Origin of the sequence: Fluctibacter corallii (assembly GCF_025751585.1) — a bacterium.
Lineage (GTDB): Bacteria > Pseudomonadota > Gammaproteobacteria > Enterobacterales > Alteromonadaceae > Fluctibacter_A > Fluctibacter_A corallii.
The window spans coordinates 57,341-82,104 of record NZ_JAOWKX010000008.1 but is presented as its reverse complement, the minus strand read 5'-3'; the positions used below and the strand labels follow the sequence as shown (position 1 = coordinate 82,104).

Annotated in this window: 25 protein-coding genes; 12 read left to right on the top strand and 13 right to left on the bottom strand. The window is 44.4% G+C overall.

Annotated features, from left to right (window positions below; all coding sequences use genetic code 11):
* Window positions 1–45: 45 nt before the first annotated feature.
* Window positions 46–1,443 (bottom strand): asparagine--tRNA ligase, encoded by a 1,398-nt coding sequence (gene asnS, locus OE749_RS14970; protein WP_263713285.1) that lies wholly within the window; start codon window positions 1,441–1,443, stop codon window positions 46–48.
* 175 nt (window positions 1,444–1,618) lie between these two features.
* Between asnS and OE749_RS14965 the strand changes: the two genes are divergently transcribed.
* Window positions 1,619–2,011: a hypothetical protein gene (locus tag OE749_RS14965; RefSeq protein WP_263713284.1), complete on the top strand. Its 393-nt coding sequence runs from the start codon at window positions 1,619–1,621 to the stop codon at window positions 2,009–2,011.
* A 14-nt stretch (window positions 2,012–2,025) separates the two neighbouring features.
* Here OE749_RS14965 and bioA read toward each other — a convergent pair whose 3' ends face one another.
* Entirely contained in the window at window positions 2,026–3,291 is a 1,266-nt protein-coding gene (gene bioA, locus OE749_RS14960; RefSeq protein ID WP_263713283.1) for an adenosylmethionine--8-amino-7-oxononanoate transaminase, read from the bottom strand.
* Between the two features lie 119 nt (window positions 3,292–3,410).
* Here bioA and bioB point away from each other — a divergent pair, with 119 nt between their 5' ends.
* From bioB to bioD, 4 genes are read left to right on the top strand one after another with little or no spacing between them, the layout of a single operon-like run.
* On the top strand, window positions 3,411–4,526 hold the full coding sequence (gene bioB, locus OE749_RS14955; RefSeq protein ID WP_263713282.1) for a biotin synthase BioB: 1,116 nt from the start codon (window positions 3,411–3,413) through the stop codon (window positions 4,524–4,526).
* Window positions 4,526–5,704, top strand: coding sequence for an aminotransferase class I/II-fold pyridoxal phosphate-dependent enzyme (locus OE749_RS14950; protein WP_263713281.1), 1,179 nt, complete (start codon window positions 4,526–4,528; stop codon window positions 5,702–5,704). The genes bioB and OE749_RS14950 overlap by 1 nt, the downstream gene beginning before the upstream one ends.
* The gene (locus OE749_RS14945; protein ID WP_263713280.1) at window positions 5,697–6,479 is read left to right on the top strand and encodes a methyltransferase domain-containing protein; all 783 of its coding nucleotides are present in this window, start codon (window positions 5,697–5,699) and stop codon (window positions 6,477–6,479) included. The genes OE749_RS14950 and OE749_RS14945 overlap by 8 nt, the downstream gene beginning before the upstream one ends.
* A gap of 4 nt (window positions 6,480–6,483) precedes the next feature.
* Entirely contained in the window at window positions 6,484–7,170 is a 687-nt protein-coding gene (gene bioD / locus OE749_RS14940; RefSeq protein WP_263713279.1) for a dethiobiotin synthase, read from the top strand.
* 11 nt (window positions 7,171–7,181) lie between these two features.
* On the opposite strand, the gene arsJ is transcribed toward bioD, so the two are convergent.
* The 4 genes from arsJ to pepE form a co-directional block, all read right to left on the bottom strand.
* Window positions 7,182–8,402 carry an organoarsenical effux MFS transporter ArsJ gene (gene arsJ, locus OE749_RS14935; RefSeq protein ID WP_263713278.1) on the bottom strand — a complete coding sequence of 407 codons (1,221 nt, stop codon included), beginning with the start codon at window positions 8,400–8,402 and terminating at the stop codon, window positions 7,182–7,184.
* A 23-nt stretch (window positions 8,403–8,425) separates the two neighbouring features.
* Window positions 8,426–9,433 carry an ArsJ-associated glyceraldehyde-3-phosphate dehydrogenase gene (locus OE749_RS14930; RefSeq protein ID WP_263713277.1) on the bottom strand — a complete coding sequence of 336 codons (1,008 nt, stop codon included), beginning with the start codon at window positions 9,431–9,433 and terminating at the stop codon, window positions 8,426–8,428.
* A gap of 67 nt (window positions 9,434–9,500) precedes the next feature.
* On the bottom strand, window positions 9,501–9,875 hold the full coding sequence (locus tag OE749_RS14925; RefSeq protein WP_263713276.1) for a metalloregulator ArsR/SmtB family transcription factor: 375 nt from the start codon (window positions 9,873–9,875) through the stop codon (window positions 9,501–9,503).
* Between the two features lie 90 nt (window positions 9,876–9,965).
* On the bottom strand, window positions 9,966–10,664 hold the full coding sequence (gene pepE / locus OE749_RS14920) for a dipeptidase PepE (protein ID WP_263713275.1): 699 nt from the start codon (window positions 10,662–10,664) through the stop codon (window positions 9,966–9,968).
* A 122-nt stretch (window positions 10,665–10,786) separates the two neighbouring features.
* Here pepE and OE749_RS14915 point away from each other — a divergent pair, with 122 nt between their 5' ends.
* From OE749_RS14915 to OE749_RS14895, 5 genes are all read left to right on the top strand, one after another.
* Window positions 10,787–11,269, top strand: a complete 483-nt coding sequence (locus OE749_RS14915; protein ID WP_263713274.1) for a low molecular weight protein-tyrosine-phosphatase — start codon at window positions 10,787–10,789, stop codon at window positions 11,267–11,269.
* A gap of 2 nt (window positions 11,270–11,271) precedes the next feature.
* Window positions 11,272–12,231 carry a FecCD family ABC transporter permease gene (locus OE749_RS14910; RefSeq protein ID WP_263713273.1) on the top strand — a complete coding sequence of 320 codons (960 nt, stop codon included), beginning with the start codon at window positions 11,272–11,274 and terminating at the stop codon, window positions 12,229–12,231.
* Entirely contained in the window at window positions 12,232–12,972 is a 741-nt protein-coding gene (locus OE749_RS14905) for an ABC transporter ATP-binding protein (RefSeq protein ID WP_263713272.1), read from the top strand. It begins immediately after the preceding gene.
* Between the two features lie 134 nt (window positions 12,973–13,106).
* The gene (locus OE749_RS14900; protein ID WP_263713271.1) at window positions 13,107–14,456 is read left to right on the top strand and encodes a class II 3-deoxy-7-phosphoheptulonate synthase; all 1,350 of its coding nucleotides are present in this window, start codon (window positions 13,107–13,109) and stop codon (window positions 14,454–14,456) included.
* 491 nt (window positions 14,457–14,947) lie between these two features.
* Complete coding sequence (locus tag OE749_RS14895; protein ID WP_263713270.1) at window positions 14,948–15,772, top strand: flagellin N-terminal helical domain-containing protein; 825 nt, start codon at window positions 14,948–14,950, stop codon at window positions 15,770–15,772.
* Between the two features lie 299 nt (window positions 15,773–16,071).
* On the opposite strand, the gene OE749_RS14890 is transcribed toward OE749_RS14895, so the two are convergent.
* The 7 genes from OE749_RS14890 to OE749_RS14860 all read right to left on the bottom strand — a co-directional run bounded on the left by OE749_RS14890 (window position 16,072) and on the right by OE749_RS14860 (window position 23,462).
* Window positions 16,072–18,015: a S9 family peptidase gene (locus OE749_RS14890; protein ID WP_263713269.1), complete on the bottom strand. Its 1,944-nt coding sequence runs from the start codon at window positions 18,013–18,015 to the stop codon at window positions 16,072–16,074.
* A gap of 302 nt (window positions 18,016–18,317) precedes the next feature.
* A complete protein-coding gene (locus OE749_RS14885) occupies window positions 18,318–18,608 on the bottom strand; it encodes a YebG family protein (protein WP_263713268.1) in 291 nt (96 codons plus the stop codon).
* Window positions 18,609–18,845: 237 nt separating this feature from the next.
* The gene (locus OE749_RS14880; RefSeq protein ID WP_263713267.1) at window positions 18,846–19,514 is read right to left on the bottom strand and encodes a glutathione S-transferase family protein; all 669 of its coding nucleotides are present in this window, start codon (window positions 19,512–19,514) and stop codon (window positions 18,846–18,848) included.
* A gap of 96 nt (window positions 19,515–19,610) precedes the next feature.
* Window positions 19,611–20,222, bottom strand: coding sequence for a TetR/AcrR family transcriptional regulator (locus OE749_RS14875; protein ID WP_263713266.1), 612 nt, complete (start codon window positions 20,220–20,222; stop codon window positions 19,611–19,613).
* A gap of 153 nt (window positions 20,223–20,375) precedes the next feature.
* On the bottom strand, window positions 20,376–20,735 hold the full coding sequence (locus OE749_RS14870) for an outer membrane protein assembly factor BamE (protein WP_263713265.1): 360 nt from the start codon (window positions 20,733–20,735) through the stop codon (window positions 20,376–20,378).
* Between the two features lie 280 nt (window positions 20,736–21,015).
* Window positions 21,016–22,683: a DNA repair protein RecN gene (gene recN / locus OE749_RS14865; protein WP_263713264.1), complete on the bottom strand. Its 1,668-nt coding sequence runs from the start codon at window positions 22,681–22,683 to the stop codon at window positions 21,016–21,018.
* 182 nt (window positions 22,684–22,865) lie between these two features.
* Window positions 22,866–23,462: a TetR/AcrR family transcriptional regulator gene (locus OE749_RS14860; RefSeq protein ID WP_263713263.1), complete on the bottom strand. Its 597-nt coding sequence runs from the start codon at window positions 23,460–23,462 to the stop codon at window positions 22,866–22,868.
* 84 nt (window positions 23,463–23,546) lie between these two features.
* On the opposite strand from OE749_RS14860, the gene OE749_RS14855 reads away from it, so the two are divergent.
* Both OE749_RS14855 and OE749_RS14850 read left to right on the top strand, forming a co-directional pair.
* Window positions 23,547–23,918 carry a hypothetical protein gene (locus OE749_RS14855; protein WP_263713262.1) on the top strand — a complete coding sequence of 124 codons (372 nt, stop codon included), beginning with the start codon at window positions 23,547–23,549 and terminating at the stop codon, window positions 23,916–23,918.
* A complete protein-coding gene (locus OE749_RS14850; protein WP_263713261.1) occupies window positions 23,918–24,526 on the top strand; it encodes an HD domain-containing protein in 609 nt (202 codons plus the stop codon). The genes OE749_RS14855 and OE749_RS14850 overlap by 1 nt, the downstream gene beginning before the upstream one ends.
* Window positions 24,527–24,764 lie beyond the last annotated feature (238 nt).

The following is a 24,764-nucleotide window of genomic DNA, read 5'->3' as shown; positions in this document are numbered from 1 at the left end:
TGCCAGCGTAATGCTGACATTTTCAATGATGTAATGGATTGCGGTTTAGTATTTCGCATTGCCTGGCGTACGTGGGAACGGAATCACGTCACGCACATTTTGCATGCCCGTAACGTATGCCACTAGGCGCTCAAAACCCAGGCCAAACCCAGAATGGGGAACGGTGCCGTAGCGGCGAAGATCTCGATACCAGCTGTAATCTTCTTTATCGAGTCCCATTTCTTCTAAGCGGCGATCGAATACGTCAAGGCGCTCCTCACGCTGCGATCCACCGATAATTTCACCAATTCCTGGTGCAAGTACGTCCATCGCAGCAACGGTTTTGTTGTCATCGTTGATACGCATGTAGAACGCTTTAATGTCTTTCGGATAGTTTTGCATAATGATAGGCGCGCCTACATGCTCTTCTGCTAAGTAGCGCTCATGCTCTGAAGACAAATCTACACCCCATTCAACAGGGAATTCGAATTCTTTGCCGCTGTTTTTCAAAATGTCGATGGCGTCAGTGTAGTCCATGCGGACAAAGTCCTGATCAATCACTTTCTCAAGGCGAGAGATAGCGTCTTTATTGATGCGTTGAGCGAAAAACGCCATATCGTCAGCGCGCTCTTCTAAAACAACTTTGAACACATACTTCAGCATGTCTTCTGCCAAAGATGCGATGTCGCTAAGGTCTGCAAATGCAACTTCTGGTTCGATCATCCAAAATTCTGCAAGGTGGCGGCTGGTATTAGAATTCTCAGCGCGGAAAGTCGGACCAAAAGTGTATACATTCGACATTGCCGTACAGTATGTTTCCACGTTTAGCTGACCAGATACCGTCAAGAAGGTTTCTTTGCCGAAGAAATCTTGTGAATAATCTACATCGCCTTTGTCTGTGGTTGGGATGTTCATCATGTCGAGGGTAGACACACGGAACATCTCGCCAGCACCTTCTGTATCACTGGCGGTCAGAATGGGCGTGCTGATCCATTGAAATCCGCGTTCATGAAAGAAGCGATGAATTGCTTGCGACAAACAGTTACGTACACGCGTGACTGCGCCGATAACATTAGTGCGTGGACGCAAATGCGCATGCTCGCGCAAGTATTCGATACTGTGGCGCTTTGCGGCCATTGGATAAGTATCTGGGTTTTCCACCCAGCCAATGACTTCAATGCTCGTTGCTTCAATTTCCAGCGCCTGACCCTGACCTTCAGACGACTTCACTGAGCCTGTTACCGCTACAGAGCAACCGGCTGTGAGTTTTTGTACGTCTTCATAATTAGATAGTGAATTCAGAGCGATGACTTGAACAGGATCGAAACAGCTTCCGTCGTGCAGCGCGACAAACGAAAGGCCAGCTTTAGAATCACGGCGGGTTCTCACCCAACCTTTAACAACAACCTGTTCTCCAACGGCATATTTGCCAGACAGGACATCAACCACAGGGGCATGCGCCATGTACATTCTCCAAAATCTATAATCTTAACGTGCTTATTTGATTCACGACTATGCTGCGATTTTGCACAGTTCGTTGTAAGCTAGTTATATGCACAAATGAAATTTTTAATAAGGAGTGTAATCTTACTTAGCTGTGTTTCAGACTCAAGTTAAAATTGCATTCTAGTGGCAGAATATGACAGATAATTCCAATTGGCATGGAGAAGAGCGTCGTCAAACCCCCAGAAAGGGTGATCGTCTCTACCGAATTGTTGAAATATTAAACATTTGCTGTTGGCTCGTGTTTTTGGCCGCATTAATTGTGTTTCATTATGCACGCCCTGAATTAATCAGTGGTGTACAAGAGTATTGGGGCATTAATGGGCGAGATAGTTGGGCGCAGTCTCTGACCTTGCCGTTGCTGATGTTACTTGTGTTTTGCTTAATGCTGACATCGGTAGTTTTTGTTTTACGACGCAAACGTAATCGGCGTAAACGAGACTTTTTTGGGATTAATTTATATTTTTTGCTGGCGCTGGTGATTATCGCGCTATTGTGGATAACCGCTCAAGTGAGCGGCTCATCCTAAATAAACTGATCAACCTACTTTAGCACGGTATAAATGGCATCGGTAATCTGGGTGAGTTGCTCTGGCTTAATCACGTAAGGTGGCATGATATATACCAGTTTCCCAAACGGGCGTATCCACACGCCCATGTCTACAAATTGTTTTTGAAGTGCTGCCACGTTAACCGGATGCTTACATTCTACGACTCCAATGGCACCTAGCACGCGCACATCAGCAACAGACGATAGTGACTGACACTTGATTAACTCATCTTTAAGTTGCATTTCGATATTGCTGACCTGTGTTTGCCATGCTCCGGTTTCGATAATGCGTAAACTAGCACTGGCGACCGCACAAGCGAGCGGATTTCCCATGTAGGTTGGACCATGCATGAATACGCCGGGTTCACCTTGACAAACACCCAACGCCACATCTTCGGTGCAGAGTGTGGCTGCAAGGGTCATGTAGCCACCAGTTAGGGCTTTCCCCACACATAGTATATCGGGGCTGATTTGCGCGTGATCGCAAGCAAAGAGCTTTCCTGTACGACCAAATCCTGTGGCAATTTCGTCACAAATTAGCAAAATATTGTATTCGTCACACAGCTGGCGGCATCGTCTTACGTACTCAGGGTGATATATACGCATGCCTCCAGCACCTTGGACAACGGGCTCAAGAATAATCGCGGCGACCTCGTGATGATGCGCTTCGACTAACTCCGTCATCGTTGCGATGTCGTCCTCATTCCAAGTTTGGTCAAACCGAGTTTGCGGCGCAGGCGCAAATATCTGTTGCGATAAGGCTGTTTGAAAGAGACTATGCATCCCATTTACAGGATCACACACCGACATAGCTGCGAAGGTGTCTCCGTGATAGCCATTTCTTGGCGCAATAAATCGGGTTTTTTGTGTGTTGCCCTGGCATGCCCAGTATTGCACCGCCATTTTCATCGCCACCTCAACAGACACCGATCCCGAATCCGCTAAAAACACCCGATTCATTCCCTGTGGTGCCATTGCCAGCAGCTGTTTACATAGATTGACCGCGGGGGCATGGGTAAAGCCGCCAAACATCACATGTGAAAACGCGTCTAGCTGTGTTTTTGCTGCGTGATTGAGATCGGGGTGATTATAGCCATGAATGGCTGCCCACCATGACGCCATGCCGTCAATCACGTCTCGTCCGTCTGCGAGTGTAATGGTTACCCCTTCTGCTTTTTTAACTTCATAGCAGGGAAGAGGATGGGTGGCAGAGGTATAGGGATGCCAAATGTGCTGACGATCAAAAGTAAGGTTATCCATGTTCTATATTTGCTCTATTGTAAACTTTGGTAACTGGTCTGGGTTGACAATGTATCTTTCGCGCATAGACTAACCACAATTATTAGAATACGCAACGTAACCGAATATAAGGAAGTGACATGTCAAATGCATCGACATTGTCATCCACATCTTCAGATGTGAGACACGACTGGACACTGGAAGAAGTAAACGCTTTATTTGCTTTGCCCTTTAATGATTTGCTTTTTAAAGCGCAAACTATTCATCGCCAACACTTTGATCCTAACCAGGTGCAGGTCAGCACTTTGTTATCAATTAAAACAGGCGCATGCCCAGAAGATTGTAAGTATTGCCCACAAAGTGCGCGTTATGATACTGGCCTAGAAAAAGAGCGTTTATTAGAGGTTGAAAAAGTTATTCAGCGTGCTCGCGAGGCAAAAGCGGCGGGTTCCACACGCTTTTGTATGGGCGCGGCATGGCGTAACCCCAAAGATCGCGATATGCCTTACGTGATCCAAATGGTGGAAGAGGTGAAAAAGCTTGGGCTGGAAACCTGTATGACCTTAGGTATGTTAACCCGTGAGCAGGCTATTGCGCTCAAACAGGCTGGTCTAGATTATTACAACCATAACCTTGATACATCGCCTGAATATTATGGCGATATAATTACCACTCGTACCTATCAGGATCGCTTAGACACCTTGCAAAATGTAAGGGACGCAGGCATGAATGTGTGTTCTGGTGGCATTGTGGGAATGGGAGAAAAGGCCTCTGATCGCGCTGGTCTTCTTATGCAATTGGCGAATTTAGAGCGTCAGCCTGAAAGTGTACCAATCAATATGCTGGTTAAAGTGAAAGGGACGCCACTGGACGACATTGAGGACCTCGATGCATTTGAGTTTATTCGTACCATCGCGGTTGCCCGTATTATGATGCCAAAGTCATACGTGCGCTTATCAGCGGGCCGTGAAGCCATGAATGAACAAATGCAAGCGTTGTGTTTTATGGCGGGCGCAAACTCGATTTTTTATGGATGTAAGCTGCTAACCACTTCTAACCCTGATACCCATGAAGATGTGGTGCTATTCAGAAAGTTAGGCATTAATTCGGCGCGCACGCGAGAATTCTCTGACGAGGCTCATGAAGCGGCGTTGATTGAAGAGATTAACAGCACGGAGCAAGATGCGCTCTTTTACGATGCTTCTGCTACAGGTCAACCTGCTAAGCCTGAAAAAATCGAGACCTCCATCGTATAATGGCGTTTTCATGTTTTGAGCAAGCGTTGCTTGCCAGAGAACGAGAGGGCTTGTTGCGAAAGCGACAGAGCCTAGCCGTTTCGACTGGCACATTAATCGATGTAGCAGGCCAGCACTATATTAATTTCAGTAGCAATGATTACTTGGGATTGCGACAGAGCATGCCTGTGCTTCAAGCATGGGTAGATGGCCTTAGCCTATACGGTGGCGGAAGCGGCGCATCCCCCCTCGTAACGGGACATACCCAAGCACATTTAGCGCTTGAAACTTATTTAGCCGAGCACTTGCAGCGAGATAACGTTGTACTATTCAACTCTGGTTTTAGCGCAAATCAGGCGATATGCCGCGCTTTTGGGCAAGTGGGCGGGTCTGTCATTTGTGACAAACTCATGCATGCGTCTTTTATAGAGGGAATGGCATCGGCGGTAACGGATTATAAACGCTTTAAGCACAACGATTATGCACATGCCGAAACCTTGTTAGCGCAACGACAAGGCGAGACGCTTTTGGCAACAGAAGGCGTGTTTAGCATGGATGGCGACAAAGCGGACTTAGTGGGGTTGTCGGCGTTGTGTGAAGCGCAAGACGCGTGGTTAATGGTGGATGATGCGCACGGGTTTGGTGTTTTAGGAGAAACAGGGCTGGGCAGCGCACAAGCAAGTGGCCTGAATCAATCTCAACTTCCTGTTGTGATGGGCACCTTTGGCAAAGCCATTGGTACAGGGGGCGCATTTGTTGCAGGTCCAGAAAGCTTTATTGAGTATTTAGTTAATTTTGCAAAGGAATATGTATACAGCACCGCCATGCCACCAGCGCAAGCCTGTGCAACGTTAGCGAGCATTCAACACATAGCGTGTTCAGATGTAAGAGAACAACTGAATCATAATATCACTTTGTTTAAGCAGCTCGCAGTCAAACATGACATTCCACTTTTGCCCTCTGATACGGCCATTCAGCCCGTTATGGTGGCAGGCGTTGAGCGTGTTTTGGCTGTCGGTGAAAAGCTTAAATCTCTTGGTATTTGGGCTACAGCTATGCGCGCACCCACCGTTCCAAAAGGGCAAGAAAGAGTGAGAATCACACTAAGCGCAGCGCACACGGATGCTGATATTTCTGCATTGGTCGATGCACTTTCAATTAGCCTGAATTCTGTATTATCGAACGTAGTAAATGGATAACGTAAATAACTCGAATAAAGACAAGGTCGCTAAGCAGTTTAGCCGAGCGGCATCTCAGTATGATCAACATGCCGATGTGCAAGCGGATATTGCCCGTGTCGCCAGACATTATATGCAGCCGCTATCTGGTTCGCTACTTGATATTGGTTGTGGTAGTGGGCGTGAAACGCAAGCGCTACTCAATCATAGCCATCACGTTATTGCGATTGATATAGCTCAAGGCATGATTGACTTTGCTCAGAGTCAATATCCAACTGACAAAATTCGTTGGCTGGTGGGAGACGCCGAGGCTTTGCCCTTGTCTGCAAGCAGTGTTGATAGTGTATTTTCGTCTATGGCGTTGCAATGGTGTGAATCATCCTCGACAGCCATGGAAGAAATTTATCGCGTACTCGCACCCGGCGGTAAGGGCGTTGTGGCAGTAATGACCCACCGTTCTTTTCATGAGTTAGAGTTGGTTTGGCGAAAAGTAGACACCCACAAGCATGTAAACGATTTCGCGACGGCTGAACATTGGCTTTGTGCGGCTGGGCAGGCTGGACTGCTGGCTACAGCTGACTCTCGAAGCTTTATTACTTACCACAAGAATGTGCGTAGCTTATTGCAGTCGATTAAAAAGATTGGGGCCAACGTCAAAACAGGGGCAGGTGCTGCCACGTTGAGCAAAACCAAGTTATTACAACTTGAAGAAGCCTATCAAACGGTATTTCGAAACAAGAAGGGATTACCGTTAACCTATCATGTGACATTTTTGTCATTACATAAACCAGGGTAAATGGATGTCTGTTAAGCATTTTTTTATCACCGGCACAGATACCGATGCTGGTAAAACGTTTATTGCGCAGTCGCTACTTCGTTGTTTGAACGGGGCAGGGCACATTGCAGTCGGTTATAAACCCATCTCTGCGGGCTGTGAGCAAACACCGGAAGGGCTGCGCAACGAGGATGCGCTAATTTTACAGCAACACAGCGGAATTCCCTTGGAATATAACGAGGTAAATCCTATCGCGTTTGCGCCACCTGTCGCGCCGCATTTAGCAGCACAAGAGATAGGCCAACTGATATCACTAACCCAACTTCAAGAGGGGCTAACACAGTTGGAATCTTATTCGCCAGACGTTGTACTGACTGAGGGTGCTGGCGGATGGCGTTTGCCAATTGATAACAATGGCACGTACTTGTCGGCATTTGCGCAAGCGAATCAGATGGAGGTCATTCTAGTAGTAGGCGTGAAATTAGGTTGTCTCAATCATGCTATGCTGACACTCGAAGCGATAAAACATGATGGGCTAACGGTGAAAGGGTGGGTTGCTAACCAGATAGAACCTGACATGCTGTATTTTCAGCAAAATGTCGATAGCTTACAGGCGATGCTGCATGCCCCTTGCCTTGGCGTTGTTCCGAGGTTATCTTCGCCTGAAGCGTGTGATACGTATCTTGATATTCGGCCACTGGTGAACACATAGCGCAATTAAATTTAAGCCGTGGCATGCTCCTGCATAGGGAGTTGCGAGGAAATGATGCCAGCAAGCACGACAAATAAAAATGAGATAAGCAGGCACGCAGTAAAGCCGTAGGCCTGAAATATCCATCCTGACAATACCGTGCCGATTAAGCGCCCCATTGCGTTAGCCATGTAGTAAAAGCCAACGTCAAGGGATACGCCGTCAGCTTTGGCGTAACTCACAATTAAATAACTATGCAATGAAGAGTTGACGGCGAACACCGCGCCAAATAGCATAAGTCCCGCTACAATCGAGACTTGAACTGACCATTGGTAGTGCATTGACACAATGATTGCGAGTGTAACTAACGATAACAGGGCCGCCCACTTGGAAGTTTCAACTGCTGCTGAAATATTACTGCTCAAACGAATAATTTTCGGTGCAATAGATTGAACCCCGCCATAGCCGATAACCCATAATGCTAAAAATCCGCCAACGGTCCAGTGATCCCAATTAAATGTCTGGGATAAAAAAACGGGCAATGCGACAACAAACCACACGTCCCGCGCGCCAAACAAGAACATTCTTGCTCCAGAGAGAATATTGATAGCGCGGCTTTTTGACAATATATCGGTAAATTTAGGGATAGACTTTGCTTTTCCTAAATCATTTTGAAGGGCGTAAACGCTAAAACTCCATACTAATATTAGCGTCCCGGCCATGAGCAAAATTGCACCTTGGAAGGCAACGAGTGTTAACAGCAATCCACCAACAAAAAATCCAACCCCCTTTAGCGCGTTTTTGGAACCTGTAAGAATCGCAACCCATTTAAACAACGTGCCTTCCTGACCCGCCGCCACAATCATTTTAATGGCACTTTTCGCACTCATTTTATTTAGGTCTTTGGCGATTCCTGACAATGCCTGCGCCACCATGACATAAAATACACTTAACCAATCGGCTGGCACAACAAGCATCAATAATGCAATAACTTGTAAGCCCAAGCCGATATTCATGGTTTTATTTAAGCCTAATCGCGCGCCTAAATACCCACCTACGAGGTTGGTGACAACGCCAAACATTTCGTAAAACAAAAACAACATGGCGATATTTAGAGGAGAGTAACCCAGCGTATGAAAATGCAAGACAATGAGCATTCTCAACGCACCATCTGTTAGGGTAAATGCCCAATAATTACCCGTGATGATGAGGTATTGCTTGATATCGTTGGATAACGCTGACAGTTTCACCATGTTGCAATATTGACCTTATTTTATTACGAAAGGGATGCTGCGACTTTGCGCACAAGCTCGGCAGTTCTATTGGCATATCCCCATTCATTGTCATACCAAACATATAGCTTAACTTGGGTGTCATTGACCACCATTGTTGAAAGGGCATCGACAATGGCTGAGCGAGGATCCGTTTTATAGTCGATTGACACTAATGGCTTTTCTTCATAACCGAGAATACCGTTTAATTCGTTTTGGGCGGCCTCTCTCATCCATTGATTGATTTCATCTACAGATGTCGGTTTAGCTACTTCAAACACGCAGTCTGTGATAGATGCATTGGCCAACGGTACACGCACGGCATGGCCATTCAACTTGCCTTTTAGTTCCGGAAAAATATGTGCAATGGCAGTGGCTGAGCCTGTTGTTGTTGGTATTAAACTCATGCCACAGGCTCTAGCTCGGCGTAAGTCTTTGTGTGGCGCATCGAGTATGGTTTGTGTGTTGGTTATGTCGTGAATGGTGGTCATAGAACCGTGTTTTATGCCAATGTTATCTTGCAATACCTTAACGATAGGCGCTAAGCAATTGGTGGTGCAAGATGCGGCAGTAACTATAGTATGCTGGGTGTCGTCGTATAAATGATCATTTACACCCATAACAATGTTTAGCACGCCGTCTTCTTTTACGGGGGCTGTGACCACGACCTTCTTTACGCCCTGCTGCAAGTATTTATTCAGTAGGGCTGTCGTTTTCATTTTTCCAGACGCTTCTACTACGATATCGCAGCCTGACCAATCGGTGTCTTCGATCTCTTTATTATGACTGACTTGGATAGCGTGATCGTTTACGATTATATGTGTCTCATCGTGACAAATGTGCATATCGCTTGTTCCGTGTACAGAGTCGTATTTTAACAGGTGCGCTAACACTTCCGAGTTTCCTGCAGGATCATTAATATGCACAAATTCGATGTCTTGCCATGCAAACGCAGAGCGCAAAACTAGGCGTCCCATGCGTCCAAAACCGTTGATTCCGACCTTAATTGTCATTGTCGTTTTCTCCTGTAAGCATGTTGAGTTTTACAAATAGGTGAATGATGTTTGCTGTTCTACTTAGTTAACACCGATCTGCGTTTTGCAAGCAGCGTGCTAAGCGTGCGTTGATGGGAGCAACCTGGTTTTCGTATTCACGCAAACACGTGTATAAAACCGACCGCTGCCATTCGTTTAGTGATGGATGCAATTGATAAAACATCCACTTTTTGCGACGCTCATCCTGAAGGATATTGTGCTCGCGCAATAATGCCAGATGCCTAGATATTTTAGGTTGAGACAGTAAAAGTGAATCGGTTAGGTCACAGACGCAAAGCGCCTTGTGCTGGGTAATCAATAAAAGAATCTGTAATCGAGTGCTATCTGATAGTGCCTTGAAAAATGGGGTAGGCAGCAAAGCGTCTGCCGATTCTTGATGTTGAAGATGATTATTATTCATCACGTATTCTTCATGCCTCTTAAATATGCGAAAAATCATATATGTGATTATCCATATATTCAAGAGGCATTGTGTAAAACGTTTGTAATGCTATGCCTTCAAATAATGAGAGAGATCAGCGTTTGGCTGAATAGAGATTTTGTCTGTGCCTTTAAACACCACGCCTGCAAGCTCACCCACTAGTCTCATGCGGTCATCGATAACTTCAAGAGCTGTGCCTTCCTGAATACCTAGCACGGGCATGTCGGCATGCAACGCGCAAAATTCAGCTATACGTTGATCACGGGTCTCGCCATTATGACCTGGTGCGACATAATCAGTGTAATGAGGATTTAATTGGAATGGTACGACGTTTAAGGCGTTAAACGAAGCAGGCTCTATAATAGGCATATCGTTAGTTGTGCGAATAGAATGACCGCAAATATTGGAGCCTGCACTCCAGCCAATGTAAGGCGTTCCGGCGGTGATACGCGCTTTTAATGCTGTGATTAAGTTAAGTGCGTAAAGTGTGTGAAGTAAGTGGAATGTGTTACCGCCGCCCACTAAAATAGCGTCAGCTTGCTCAACGGCGAGCTGGGGATTGGCTGCGGTGTGAATGCTCGTGACTGATAGTGTTGGCAGCGCTTCTTGAACCATTTGAGTATAGTCATCCCAGCCTATAGTAACGCCTGCATAAGGAACAAAAAGTACATTGGTAATAGCGTTCAGATGGTTGATAATCATTGGGCAAGCCGTTTCAAGATAGCCTTCATCGCCCGCGCGTGAGCTACTAAGCATCAGTAATTTCACAGAAAATTTCCTCTATTTTTGATAGACGCCTCATTATAGAGCGTTAAAATAGATTTCCTAGCGCGTGGTGAAAGCAACGTACTTTACCATCCTAAAGCTCGCTGTTTATAAAGGTTTATTACATGGCAAACACAATCGATTCAGTCTTATTCGTATGTATGGGAAACATTTGCCGTTCTCCCACAGCAGAAGCGGTATTTAGACACAAAGCCGACATGCTAGGGTTGCAAGTACGCATTGATTCTGCGGGGACAATTGGTCACCACGAGGGTAGTCCCCCCGACGAGCGAAGCCGCCAAGCAGGCGAGGCACGTGGCTATAACTTCGATAACATGTACAGTCGTAAAGTAGTCGATACAGATTTTGAGGAGTTTGATCTGATTATTTGTATGGATGAAGACAACTTGCGCAATTTACAAGGCCGCAGTCCAGATGCGTTTTCACATAAATTGGTGTTAATGATGGATTATGCCAACACAGCAGACTCGATTGTCCCCGATCCTTACTTTGGTGGAAGTAAAGGGTTTGAATATGTACTCGATTTAATTGAAGCAGCCTCTGATGGTTTGGTGGTTCACATTCGCGAACAAGCGGGGATCCGCTAACGATGGCAAAAGCGCCTCTCCTCAGTGCCTTACTGATTGCTATGTTAGCGCTAGGCGGAACCACGCTTTTATGGGGAATGTCATTTCCTTTTTCTGCTATTGAACAACGTATTGTATTAGATTTACGGCTTCCATTGGTCATAACGTCAATTATCGTGGGTGCAGCCTTGGCGACGAGCTCGGCGGCATTGCAGGTGGTATTAAAAAATCCCCTTGCTGATCCCGGTATTATTGGCATTACCAGCGGCGCGAGCGTGTGTGCGGCTGTTGTACTATTGATAGGTGAGGCTTGGTTAGCTGAATATGGTGCGTATATATTGCCATTGGCGTGCTTTATTGGGGCGGTTGGCAGCACGCTGGTTATTTATCGTATTTCCAGAGCATTGCCTGGTGTGCACAGTGCGGTGATTTTGGCAGGCATAGGCATATCAACCATTGCTGGAGCTATCGTTGCTTGGCTACATTTGATTTCAGACGCTGAGTCAATGCGAAATCTGACCTTTTGGCTGATGGGAAGTTTGCATCAAGCAGATTGGACCGTACTGCTTTTTGCTGCGCCTGTGGCAGTTGGCCTTTTAACTTGGCTGTTGCGACAAGGCACGCGATTAAACTGGTTCTATTTCGGTGCGACAGAAGCGCGGTTAAAAGGGCTTGATGTATCATGGTTCAATGGAATTATGTTGTTAGTGTGTGCACTACTTGTCGGCATTGCCGTGTCTATAGCGGGGTCGATTGCCTTTGTTGGTCTTTTAGTGCCTCACTTAATACGTAATATTGCTGGTTTTGATAATCGTTTTGTTTTGCCTGCATCGGCGATGGTTGGCGCTATGCTGATGCTGGCAATCGCACTCATCAATACGCAATTTGTGACAATGTTAGTTCCAGTATCCATGTTAACGGCAAGTATCGGCGGGCCATTATTTCTGTGGTCGGTCATTCGCTTGAGCAAAGGACAGACGTAGGTGATTTCTTTACATGATGTAAGTATCAAGCAACGTGTGGTATCCGTCACGGGCAGCATTCCATCGGGACACAGTTGTCATATTTTGGGCCCAAATGGTGCAGGGAAGTCAACCTTATTGTCACTTATCGCGGGGTTACTGATCCCCGATACCGGACAGGTGTTAATTCGTGATGCAGCGATAAACACGTATAGTGTGGACGCATTAGCCCAGTTCAGGTGCTTTCAACAACAGCAACAAAACACCGCATTCAATTTAACCGTTAAAGAGAGTGTTTCCTTTTTTGGTCAACGCTTAAGCATCCCAGATTACCTAGAGCATGCACTGGAGATCCACACGTTTATGCATCGCCCGATTAACCAGCTCTCAGGTGGTGAAATGCGGCGTGTACAAATATTACGTTGTTTACTTCAAGTTGTCGGCGCGCTTGAGCGGGGTGAGGCGTTGGTTCTTTTAGATGAACCTTGTCAGGGGCTAGACTATCGGCATCAATTGTTGTTGTTCGAACTTTTTGCACAATTAACGAAGCAGGGTAATACTCTGATCATTAGTCATCACGATCTAAACCATGCGCTTCACTACGCAGATACCGTGTGGTTAATGAAAGACGGGGGCCTACACGCATCTGGCAATACCAAAGATGTGCTAGATCCTTTGCGCCTTTCCGAGGTATTTTCTTGCCACGTTCAACGATTCGATATAACCCAAGATCACGCATTATTTCAAACTTGTCTAGAATAACGCGGAAGAAGATTGAAATTTTCTTTCAGATCCCGTAATTTTCCCTCGGTATCATTAGAAAACCAAAGCGTAGGAGTAGTCTAGGAACTACACTTGAGTCATTCCTTATACAAAGATTTAAACAAGGATAATCCGTGAGTGAGTGGAAAATAGATAGTTGGCGCACTAAGCCAATTTTGCAGCAACCAGAGTACGAAGATAAACACCATTTGAAAATGGTGGAAGATAAATTAAAGAGTTATCCACCACTCGTTTTTGCTGAAGAAACCCGAGAGCTATATCAGCAACTTGGTCATGTTGCCGAAGGCAATGGCTTTTTGTTACAAGGCGGGGATTGTGCAGAGTCATTTGCAGAATTTAACGCACCTAAAATTCGAGACACGTTTAAAGTCATTTTGCAAATGGCCATTGTGTTAACGTTTGCTGGCCGTTGCCCTGTTACCAAGGTTGCGAGAATGGCTGGGCAATATGCCAAGCCGCGTTCTTCAAACTTAGAAACTATTAACGGCGTTTCGTTACCCAGTTATCGTGGCGACATTATCAACAGCTTTGAGTTTACAGAAGCTGCGCGTAAACCTGATCCCGACCGATTACTAGAAGCCTACCACCGTTCAGCATCTACTCTTAATCTGCTGCGAGCATTTGCTCAGGGCGGATTGGCAGATTTGCATCAAGTTAATCGTTGGAATATGGGCTTCCTAGAGAGCAATCCACTTAAAGATCGTTATCAAGATATTGCTGATCGGATTCAAGATACATTGTCATTCATGGATGTTATTGGTTTAAACAGCAAGAATACCGCCACTTTACATGAAACCAGTTTATTTACTTCTCACGAAGCATTGCTACTAAATTACGAGCAAGCACTAACACGTATCGATACTCTTTCGGGTAAACCGTACAACTGTTCAGCACATATGCTCTGGATTGGTGAACGCACACGCCAGCTGGATCATGCTCACGTGGAGTTCTTCCGCGGGATTCATAACCCAATTGGCGTAAAAGTGGGTCCATCTATGCAAGGCGATGAACTTATTCGACTGATTGACGCGTTAAACCCCAACAATGAAGCGGGTCGATTGACCTTAATCACGCGGATGGGAGCCGATACCCTTGAAGATAACCTTCCTCGACTTTTGCGACGCGTAAAAGAAGAAGGGCGTAAAGTGGTATGGAGTTCAGATCCCATGCACGGAAACACGAAAAAGGCATCAAGCGGTTATAAAACCCGAAATTTTGATGACATTTTGCGTGAAATTCAGCAATTCTTTGCTGCACACAAGGCTGAAGGCACGCATGCTGGAGGCATTCACTTAGAAATGACTGGCCAACATGTAACGGAGTGTACGGGTGGGGCTTATCAAATAAGTGATGATGATTTGGCACAAGCGTACAAGACCCAGTGCGATCCTCGTTTAAATGCCGATCAGGTATTGGAAATGGCGTTCCTTGTATCAGATTACCTTCGAAAATCGGCTGAATAATCCGTTAACATTGCATTGTTTATATAGCGAAAACCACTCTTTTAGAGTGGTTTTTTCTTTTATATTGTTCATTGGCTGTTTGTTGTTTCCAAATCGCTCGGTCCTTATAAGCCCAATTGGCAAAAAAACGTAAAAGTGGGAGTCCCAATAGGAATGGCTATCTACTTGTTATAAGCCACATTTTCTAACTCCTCTCTCTGAGTTGTTGACATTTTCGGCAAATTTAAATTAAAGACGGCAATTATTCGCCCCTCTTAAATATGTTTTAAAACAATTATTTATAAGTGTTGGGGTGGCATATTGCCGTAAAAATTGAGTTTGCGGCGAAAAAATTCCTAAGGTTATTTTTTGAACAGACGATAACTATACACGAGAGGGCAGTGTCAATAACCCGGATATAATCGGAAGTATTGCGCTAGCAGTGTTTTTTCAACCTGATATACAGGTTGCCGGCATACACCGCCGGACTGAGAGTGTGAGGTAGTTATATTATGTCTATGTTCGTAAATACTAACGTATCGTCATTGAATGCGCAGCGTCAGCTGTTTGATGTATCACAACGATTAAATACATCGTTTGAGCGTTTATCTTCAGGTTTTCGTATTAACCGTGCGGCAGATGATGCGGCGGGTTTGCAAATTACAGACCGCATGACGTCTCAGGTTCAAGGCTTAGATCAAGCGGTACGTAATGCGAATGATGCCATTTCACTGACGCAAACAGCAGAAGGCGCGATGCAAGAAGTAACATCAAGCTTACAGCGCATTCGTCAACTCGCGGTACAATCACAAAATGGTATCAATACATCAGCCGACCGTGCAGCGCTTCAAAAAGAAGTAGATGCACTAAAAACTGAGATTTCACGTGTAGCTCAAACCACACAGTTTGCAGGGGTAGACCTATTAACAGGTGGGTATTCAGCCGCGTTCTTAGTGGGGGCCAATGGTGGTCAAACTATCAGTGTGAACTTATCTCGTACAGGTGGATATGGTACGTCTGGTTTGGGTCTGGGTACGAACTCAGTGGCAACCGCTGCGCAAGCATCAGCGACATTAGCGGCAGTTGATGCAGCGATATCGATGATAGGCTCAGCACGAGCAGATTTGGGTGCGCTTCAAAACCGCTTCCAGTCAACAATCAGAAACCTGAGTAATATCTCAGAGAACGTCTCAGGGGCACGTTCACGAATTAAAGACACAGATTTTGCGTCAGAGACGGCTGAATTGACACGTAACCAGATTATTCAGCAGGCGAGTCAGACGGTATTGTCGCAGGCGAACCAACGTCCGCAAGCGGCACTATCACTACTAGGGTAATCTTCTAGACACGCCCTCTCAATCGAGTGTAGAAGCACAAAGGCCAGACGAATGTTTGGCCTTTTTTTGGCTTATTTCGTTTGAACTGGTTGATGTTTAGGTTTCTTCAAGTGATGCGCTTGGATAACTATAGGTTTGGTCAATTTCGCTCTTGGATTCTTTCTTCGACAGTATGTTGGGGAGTCGAGGCTGCAATTGTTGGGTTGTCGGTCGACAACCAGAAGGAGAGGGTGCGCCCACCCTCTGGATTTCTTAACAAGCTTGCTTAGTTTGTTGGCGTTTAGTCATTAATCATGGGGTTATAAGAACTCCTCGAAAAATAAAACGACGGCTTGCTGGTAAACGTCTTTATTTTCTTTTTTGCGGTATCCGTGGCCTTCATTGAGGGCATTCATATACCAAACAGACTTTCCGTTATCTCTAAGTGCTTTTACGATCTGTTCTGCTTCTGTTACAGGAACACGAGGATCGTTTTCTCCTTGCACAACGAACATCGGTATATTGATCTTATCGACGTTATTATTTGGACTGATGCGTTGCAAAAAGTCGTGCATTTTGGGATCTCGTTCATCTCCGTATTCGACGCGTCTTAAGTCTCGGCGATAGTCCTTCGTATTCTTTAGAAAGGTAACGAAGTTTGAAATGCCCACAATATCAACAGCAGCGTTCAAGCGATCGCTATAATGTACTGCGCTGGCAAGTACCATATACCCACCGTAGCTGCCACCAAATACAGCGACACGGTTTTCATCAAGATCGGGTTGTGTCGCAATCCAGTCTAGTAATGCTCCGATATCTTTTACAGAGTCTTCACGCTGGAATCCATTATCAAGATTAATATATTCCTTTCCGTAGCCCGAAGAGCCTCTTACATTGGGCGCTATGACCGCAGCACCTAGTTTGTCCATCCATAACTGAAAAGTACTTCTAAACGCTGGCTGGAATTGAGCTTCTGGCCCACCGTGAATACTAATTATGACTGGAAAAGGTTTATCTTGTTTTGTGTCGGGTTTGTAAACAAAGGCTGGAATATCTCTATTATCAAAAGAAGGATAGCGAACGAGTGTTGGTTCAAAGAATTTGTCTGTATCAAGCCCGCCCACTTCACTAAACGTCCACCTAACTAACTTTCCATACTCTAGTGGTTTTTTACCTAGTGCCAGTAAAAAGCTATCACTCGGTGTTTTGGCGGTATTCAAGGTCATGCCTAGTTTAGTGTCGTCGGGTGAAAACGTGAGTCCGCCCACTAAACCCACGGGCAAACCTTTCACTTTTTCATATTTAAAGGTTGCAGTGTCTAGCAAATAAACGGTATTCATACCGTCTTCGTTAAGAGCAAAAGCCGCCTTTGTACCGTCATGGCTCAATGCAAAGCCGTCGACATCCCAAGGAATGTCCTTTGTGATTATCGTGAGTTTATTTGATGCGAACTCGCGATATGCCAGTTGTGAGAACTCTCCATTCTGGTTTGTCGAAAAAAAGTAGCCAGTATCTTTTTTATCTAAAGCCAATGCGAAATTCGTGCTTACATTGGTGGCATTGCCATCCAGTAGGGTTTTGTTCTGATTTTTGATATCCACCAGGTAGGTACGCGAATCGCTGGCGCTAACATATTGCTGCACAAGTAAAGTTTGGTTGTCTTGACTAAATGCAATAGGGCCCCACCAACTTCCATCCTCTGAAGCGAGAGCGAGAGATGCGTCGGTGTCAGATGTTGTATTTTTAATCCAAATATCATTAGATCTACCATTTCGTTTTGTACTTTGAAACGCCAGCAAACCTCCAGTTTTACTCCACTCGATTACGCCATTGCGTGATTCACCATCAGAGATCATTTTTGTGGTCCCAGAGGAGGGATCTAAGATAAATATCTGTGCGTTCTCACTACCTCCTGCATCCATTGTGAAAGCAATTCGATCTGAATCAGGCTGTCTTTGAATGGATCCGATTGGCTCTTTAAAGAAAGTTAACTGTTGCCTTGCGCCGCCAGGCATATTGACTTTGTGAAGCTGACTCACATCGCCAAAACGCGTTGAAATATAGATACTATCGCCATCTTGCGTAAATGCACGAAACGGTGCTGAACGCACGTTCTGATATTGATTTAACGCTTCAACCGTTGATTTAGGGATAGGTGGGATACCTTCTAGTACTAAATTACCGTTGTTAAGCGTACGGGTTTCAGTTGCCGACAACGTAAATACCGTTGCAGCCAGACTAACGCCAGCCAGTATTGATTTCATAATACAAGTCCATGTTTGTTTTTACCCAGTGTGCTTTAATCGTATCGTCTTATCAATCATGTAAAGACCAATGATGATAAATTAGAGGCAATATGCATCAGTCCGTGATACAAAGGTAACGTTGTTTATCAAGCAAGATAAAGCTTCTGATGGAGTCATGAAATTGCGTCAATCAGATTGTCTGATTTTGATCATAGACGCGCTTGTACTCCCATTCAGCCCTCAAAAAGCTTACAGGTTCTGGCTTTCATCAAATATGCATAAAAGCCAACCAATAAACTTACAAAAGCTAGATGCCTTACTTACTCAGCCACTTTGTCTAGTGAAACGACTTCGGCTTTGTCTTCTTCCAATACTTTCTCTGCGGCACTGCCTTTTAATATTTTGCCTAGCGCATCTTTATTCTTAGACAATACAATGCTCAATTCTTCTAATATGTCAGTTTCAAGCTTAATGCCTTTGGCAGAAATATATTCGGCAAGGTTATCCGCTACATCAAGCATTTTGTCGTATTTATCTGCCTCTTTTTTGTCTGTTGTTACCAACTTTTCAACCCCTTTGTGCTCTACGACATATTTAATGATGATCGCCATGTGTTCGCTCCTGTCATGTGATGTGTGTCAGTATCGATGCTGTATATGTATACAGTAATCGTATTGATAGGATAAATCAACCCTCTTTGGGCTAAATAATGGCCGCTCGCTGTTGTCTTTTGAGGAAAAAATAGCATGAAATTTGAATGACCACGCGCTACATATTGGCTGTGCGTGGTCTGGATCGAATGTAGCTTTGCCTAATCCGCTTATACTCCCAGATCAGGCATGGGTATGTTAGGCGGTTTGCATTCTTTGTTTTTGAAAGGTGGCAAATGCATAATTTTCGGTCTCGATTTGCGTTTTTACCTCTTCTCTTTGCATAAAAGTGTTGAGAAATTGGCTGGTTTTAGGGTACGTGCCATTATCTATTTCGATATCCATATGGGGCAAACTGATGAGCATCGCGCCCACTGCGACATCCGCAACAGAATATTGGTTGTTTACTATCCAGCCATTTTCTGGCAGCAATCTTTCGAGAATAGCTAACGCGTTTGGCAATGAACGCGCCATTATCTCTGATACTTTATCTTCATTAGTAGGGAGGCCAAAAGCTAAAGGACCAATGCGCTTTTGAAAATATAGCCCCGTGCAAGCTTCGCTCAACGCTGTATCTGCAAACTCTTCAAAAAATAACGCCTTGGCATAATCCTCAGGGTTTGTGGGGTAAAGTGAATGATTTGGAAAGCGTTTTTCTAAATATGCGATGATGACGCTAGAGTCGGCAAGAGTGAAGCCATCTTCAGTTTGAATAGCTGGAATTTTGCCCATAGGACTAATTTCGGTGTAGCTATGATTATCGGGGCCTGGCGTAACGAACTCCCACTCAAATGGAATGGCTTTATGGGCCATAACGAGTTGGACTTTACGGCAGTAAGGGGAAATAGGGGCTCCAAACATTTTCATAAGATTCTCCTTGAATCACGTTTATAATTACAAAACAGACTGGTCGGTATGTTTTGACTTAAATAAAAAACGCTTATGCGTATTTTTATAGATGATTTACGTTATTGTCTCAATTCCCAAAAGAGAGGTGAGGGTCGCGTACCAATTGTCTAGGGGTGATAAAGACTGTGTTGCCTTCATTCGTAGCACTGCCCCTTCCCAGCTATTCACCATGAAGGAGGCAAACGCAGTTTTGGGCTGAGTAAGTGTTATGCTTCCGTCTTTTTCACCGTCTTCGAGAAGTGACTCGAATGCGCGTGTAAATAATTCAAAACCGCGTGTTAAAGCCATTTGTATCTCTTTATCTTCCGTGGCCAACTCGAGACTCAAGTTACCCATTGGACATCCAATCAGGCCATACTCTTTCTCGAACATGGCTCTGGCAGATAAGTGAAACTGGTATATTCTCTCTGCTGCACTTTTGTTTCTGCTATTAAAAACGTCGCCAAAGTAGACTTTGAATGCATGAATGTACCTTTCTGATACATTGATCCCTAGAGACTTCTTGTCTTTAAAGTGAAAATAAAATGCACCTTTCGTCACCCCCGCACTTTGCAGAATTTGTTGCAAACCCGTGTTGTGATAACCCTGTTTGTGAAATAGCTCAGCAGCAACCTTGATAATATGATCGCGTGTTTGCTGGCCTTTTGTCGCACTTATCGTTTTCATATTGTTAACTTACATACCGACTGGTCTGTTTGTCAATGGTTTTTTGTAATTAGCGTAAGGTTGTCAATATTGAGGGATGATATGGAGTGTGGTGTCAGAATTAAAAAAGGTCAGATAAACTGACCTTTGGAATATGTATGATAATACTGGCTGTTATTCATCAAGCGGCGTATTGAATGTGTCTGCTAACTCGAAATCACCTGTCACACTGGCGACTCTGTTGTCTTCATTAAAGTTTACAATGAGCTCCTTAGTGAAATCTTCGCCACGTTTTTTCATACCACGCTTCATTTTGTACACGTAATACCAGGTGTCTTTGTCGAACGCGTCTTCAACAACAGGGCGTCCTAGAACAAATATGACTTGTTCTTTGGTCATATTAATACGAAGTTTGTCGACGTCTTTTTGTTCTAAAAAGTTACCTTGAGGAATGTCGATACGGTAAATCCAATCAGCACATGCAGTTAAAAACAGGCTGGTGATGGCAATGATAAGAAACTTTGTATACTTCATATTTAATTATTAATTAGCGTGATGTTTAGAGTGCGTTACTTTAAGTCGTTAATGAGCGGTAAAAGTTCCATAACCTAGAGTAATTCGTCACTTTTTCTTTGAAAAAGTCGTAAGCTAATAGTGAGCTCACAATAGTTGAACGCATCCTATCGCGTGAGAAGGAGACAAGCAAATATTTCGCTTGTCTTTTTCCTGCAAATTGCTCAACTCTTTTGCTTACTCAATACGAATTAGGGAGTTGCATGATGGAGTAACGCTGGCATGCCTGCTTTATCTTTGCTTATTTCGGCGTGAGTAGTTCGCGCGCATTGGCCAGTGCGCTATCTGTTAATTTATCCCCAGCGAGTAGTCGAGCCAACTCTTCAACCCGTTGGTTTTCATCAAGCGCTACCATATGTGTTTCGGTCGTATTGCCGTCTGAAAATTTAGTTACAAACATCTGGTTATGACCACATGCCGCAACTTGGGGTAAGTGAGTCACACAAAATACTTGTGTGTGTGACCCCAGCTTTCTTAATAAACTCCCGACAACAGACGCCGTTGGCCCGCTAATGCCTGTATCAACTTCATCGAAAATCATAGTAGGAACACCTGAATGCGAAGAGCTGATGACTTGAAGCGCTAAGCCAATGCGCGATAATTCGCCACCAGACACGACTTTATCCAAGCTGTCAGCAGCTTGCCCAGCGTTGGTTGAAATGGTAAACACGACAGTATCTAACCCGTGTCGCTGAGGTGGATGTTCGCTATCAAAGTTTATCTCGATATTGAAAACGGCCTCGGTCATATTCATGTTTTGAATATGCGTTTGAACCTGTGCTGCGAGTTTCGTAGCCGCCTGATGCCTTGCGTGACTCAGGGCTTGTGCCTGAACGGTATATTCACCAAGGGTTATGTCTAAGGTAGTTGCTAATGCTTCCAGTCGTTCATTGTCTGAAGATAAGCTGTTAAGTTCTTCTACTAACTGCATATGGTGCGCATATAGATGTTCAGGCTGCACATGATGTTTGCGAGCAAGTTCAATGGCTTGAGAATACCTGGCTTCCACTTGTTGCATTTTAAGTGGATCGATTTCAAGTTGCTCAACATATTCTCTCAAGGCTTTAGACGCTTCATCAATGTTGATAAGTGCTTCGTTAAGCAACACGACAATCGGGCAGAGTGTTTGGTCGTGTTCTTGCAATTCTTCAATGCGATCAAGGCTATTTTGCACCACTGTAAGCGCGTTGAAGTCATCGGCTTCATACAACTGGTGAAAGCTTACTTGCGCTTGCTCTAGCAACGTTTGGCTGTGACTTAAACGTTTGTGTTCGGTTTCTAGCTCGCTAAATTCGTTTTCTGCTAAGGCAAACTCGTCTAGCTCCTGTACTTGGTATTGCAGCAAGTGTTTTCGATCTTCCCGCTGCTGGCAAGATGCTTTTAGGGTTTGCAGTTCTCTTTCTAACTGTTTGAGCTCAGCGTATTTTGATGAAACTGCATCCAACAGCGATGAATGCTGAGCAAAGTTATCAAGCATGTGCCGCTGTATATCTGATTTAAGTATGCGCTGATGGGCATTTTGTCCGTGAATGCTGACTAAAAACTGGCCGAGCTCTTTCAATTGTTGCAGCCCAACTTTTATTCCATTTATATAGGCTTTTGAGCGTCCTTCCGCTGATATAATGCGGCGAATTATGCATTCATCTTCGTCGTTAAGATCATGGCTATCAAGCCAATTGCGCGCTGTAGCTAATTGCGACACATCAAACGAAGCCGAAATCTCAGCTTTGTCTGTTCCGTTTCGAACTGCTGATGCGTCGGCTCGTTCACCCAAACATAAACCCAACGCGTCTATTGCAATGGATTTACCCGCACCGGTTTCGCCCGTAATTGTGGTGAGGCCGGATGTAAGGTCAATCTCTAAATGTTTAACAATCGCAAAATTCTTAACGGTTAGATGAGTAAGCATAATTAATCATGTTTAAATATACAGTAACTGTAAATATATACATGTTTTGGCGATTGTCTAGCCATTTTATAGGTTTTTATTTAAATGGATGAGTAAACTGTTTACTTAACCCCTACGGAAAGCACCTGATAGGGCAAAGGCTTTGATGCAATAAGAACTTTTAGAACACGGGTTTGCGTTAATTAGCTATTTACTTGACCTTTGATTAGATTGATTACAGAGGTCGCAGCATAGTTCTTAGGCATTGCTTGAGGTGCAGTAACAGACAATTGAAATGCACCCTCTATCGCTGCTATTACTATTGCACTCAAATGAATAACGTCTTCATCTCTCTTAGTTTTGGCTTCCCAAACATCAATGAGCAATGCCGCAAACATATCCAGCTGAGTTTGAATTAATCCTTGATATATTTCTCTAACCTCGGGTTGTCGTATCGACTCTGCGGCAATGACCACCCAAGCCGAAACTATTTCAGGCATTTGAGCTTCACCAGTTGCTAGTCTTGCATTTATAAAGGCTTCCAGCTTTTCCCAGGGCGTTTGCTTCACTTCTTGAAACTTGGCTAATCTCTTTTCAGCGGAAGTTACTATCCAGTTGACCGCAGATAGCAGAATTTCTTGCTTTGTTTTAAAGTGATAATGGATCAAGCCTGGCGTAAGGCCAGCCTCTCTGGCAATGGCTTGAATTGATGCTTTCTCATATCCCAAGTCAGCCATGACTCGCAGTAATGCGGTAACAATCTCTTGTTTTCTCTTTTGTGTGTTGGATGGCCTGCCCATATTTACTCTCGTCCATTATTATTTATTGGTTGTTTGACCAAATTATTCCTGGGAGTTTTTTGTCCATATTTTGAGGTTCTGGTAATGAGTGAAAGCTTTTCTTTAGGGTCAGGTAATGAGTGCAGATTACTGCCGATCAAGATGGAATTAATCCCCAATTATTTTGTGCTGGCTTTTCCAATTAAACAGGGCCAGCCTTCTTCATCCGAGGTTACTGAAATGTTCGAATTGGGTATCCAGCATGCCCAGAGCTTAGCTGCAAAGCACATTGGAGACGCTCAGGCTTTTTCCATTCTTTATAGTGGTTATAGCTCTAGAAGAGAGAAGGGTTGGCACATCCATATTATCTTATTGGGAAACAGATGGAAAAAGGCTTGGTTGTATCTAGTTTTGGCCGGGAAGAACGTATTGCAGGCGTTTGGTCTGAGAAAAGATGACTCTCCTAGGAGTAAGTAATGTTAAAAGGTAGATGGTTGAATTTAGTGGCAAATCTGGCGTTTTCCGACAATATGGAAACGTTTCACCAAATCATGGGGGCTTATTCTGAAAAGAGCAGAAGATATCATGCGGTCACACATTTACAATCGGTACTAGAGTGTCTGGATAAATCAGTTTCTCTCGCTGAATATAGCGATGAGGTAGAATTAGCGTTGTGGTTTCATGACGCTGTTTACAAGGTTTTTTCAAGAACTAATGAAAGTGATAGCGCCAATTGGGCATCGGAATTTTTAGAGAAAAATGGCGCTTGTGAAGCAGTTCGAAAACGCGTTTTCTCACTTGTAATGGCGACTGCCCATAACAGTTGTCCTAATTCTGTCGACGAAAAGCTGATTGTTGATATAGATTTGTCGGTCTTGGGGCAATCTAAAGCCGTCTATAAAGCATTTTCTGATGGGGTAAGGCAAGAATACCGAAGAGTACCTTCGTTTATTTATCGAAGAAAAAGGAAGGCGATTCTAGCGAGTTTTTTGCGTCGAGATCATATTTTTTATTTCGAACTATTCCAAGAAGCATACGAAAACGCCGCACGAGAAAACATTATGAGCGAGATAAGAAATTTATGAACTTAGAGCAGGTAAAGATTGAATTCATTTTTGTACAGAGAGGGTCAGCTCGTCGAGGAACTTAGGCGTGATGGATGTTTTTAATTGGTTAGTTAGAAAGGTAATCAAGCTTCGATCAGCGTTACATTTCTGGAGAATTATGCAAGTACTTTCTGTGGTGAAGTAGTCAAATGGCTAAGGTAATGCTCGTTTACTGGCATAGTGTTTCAGCTACGTTGAGGTATTTCCAAACTCTGGC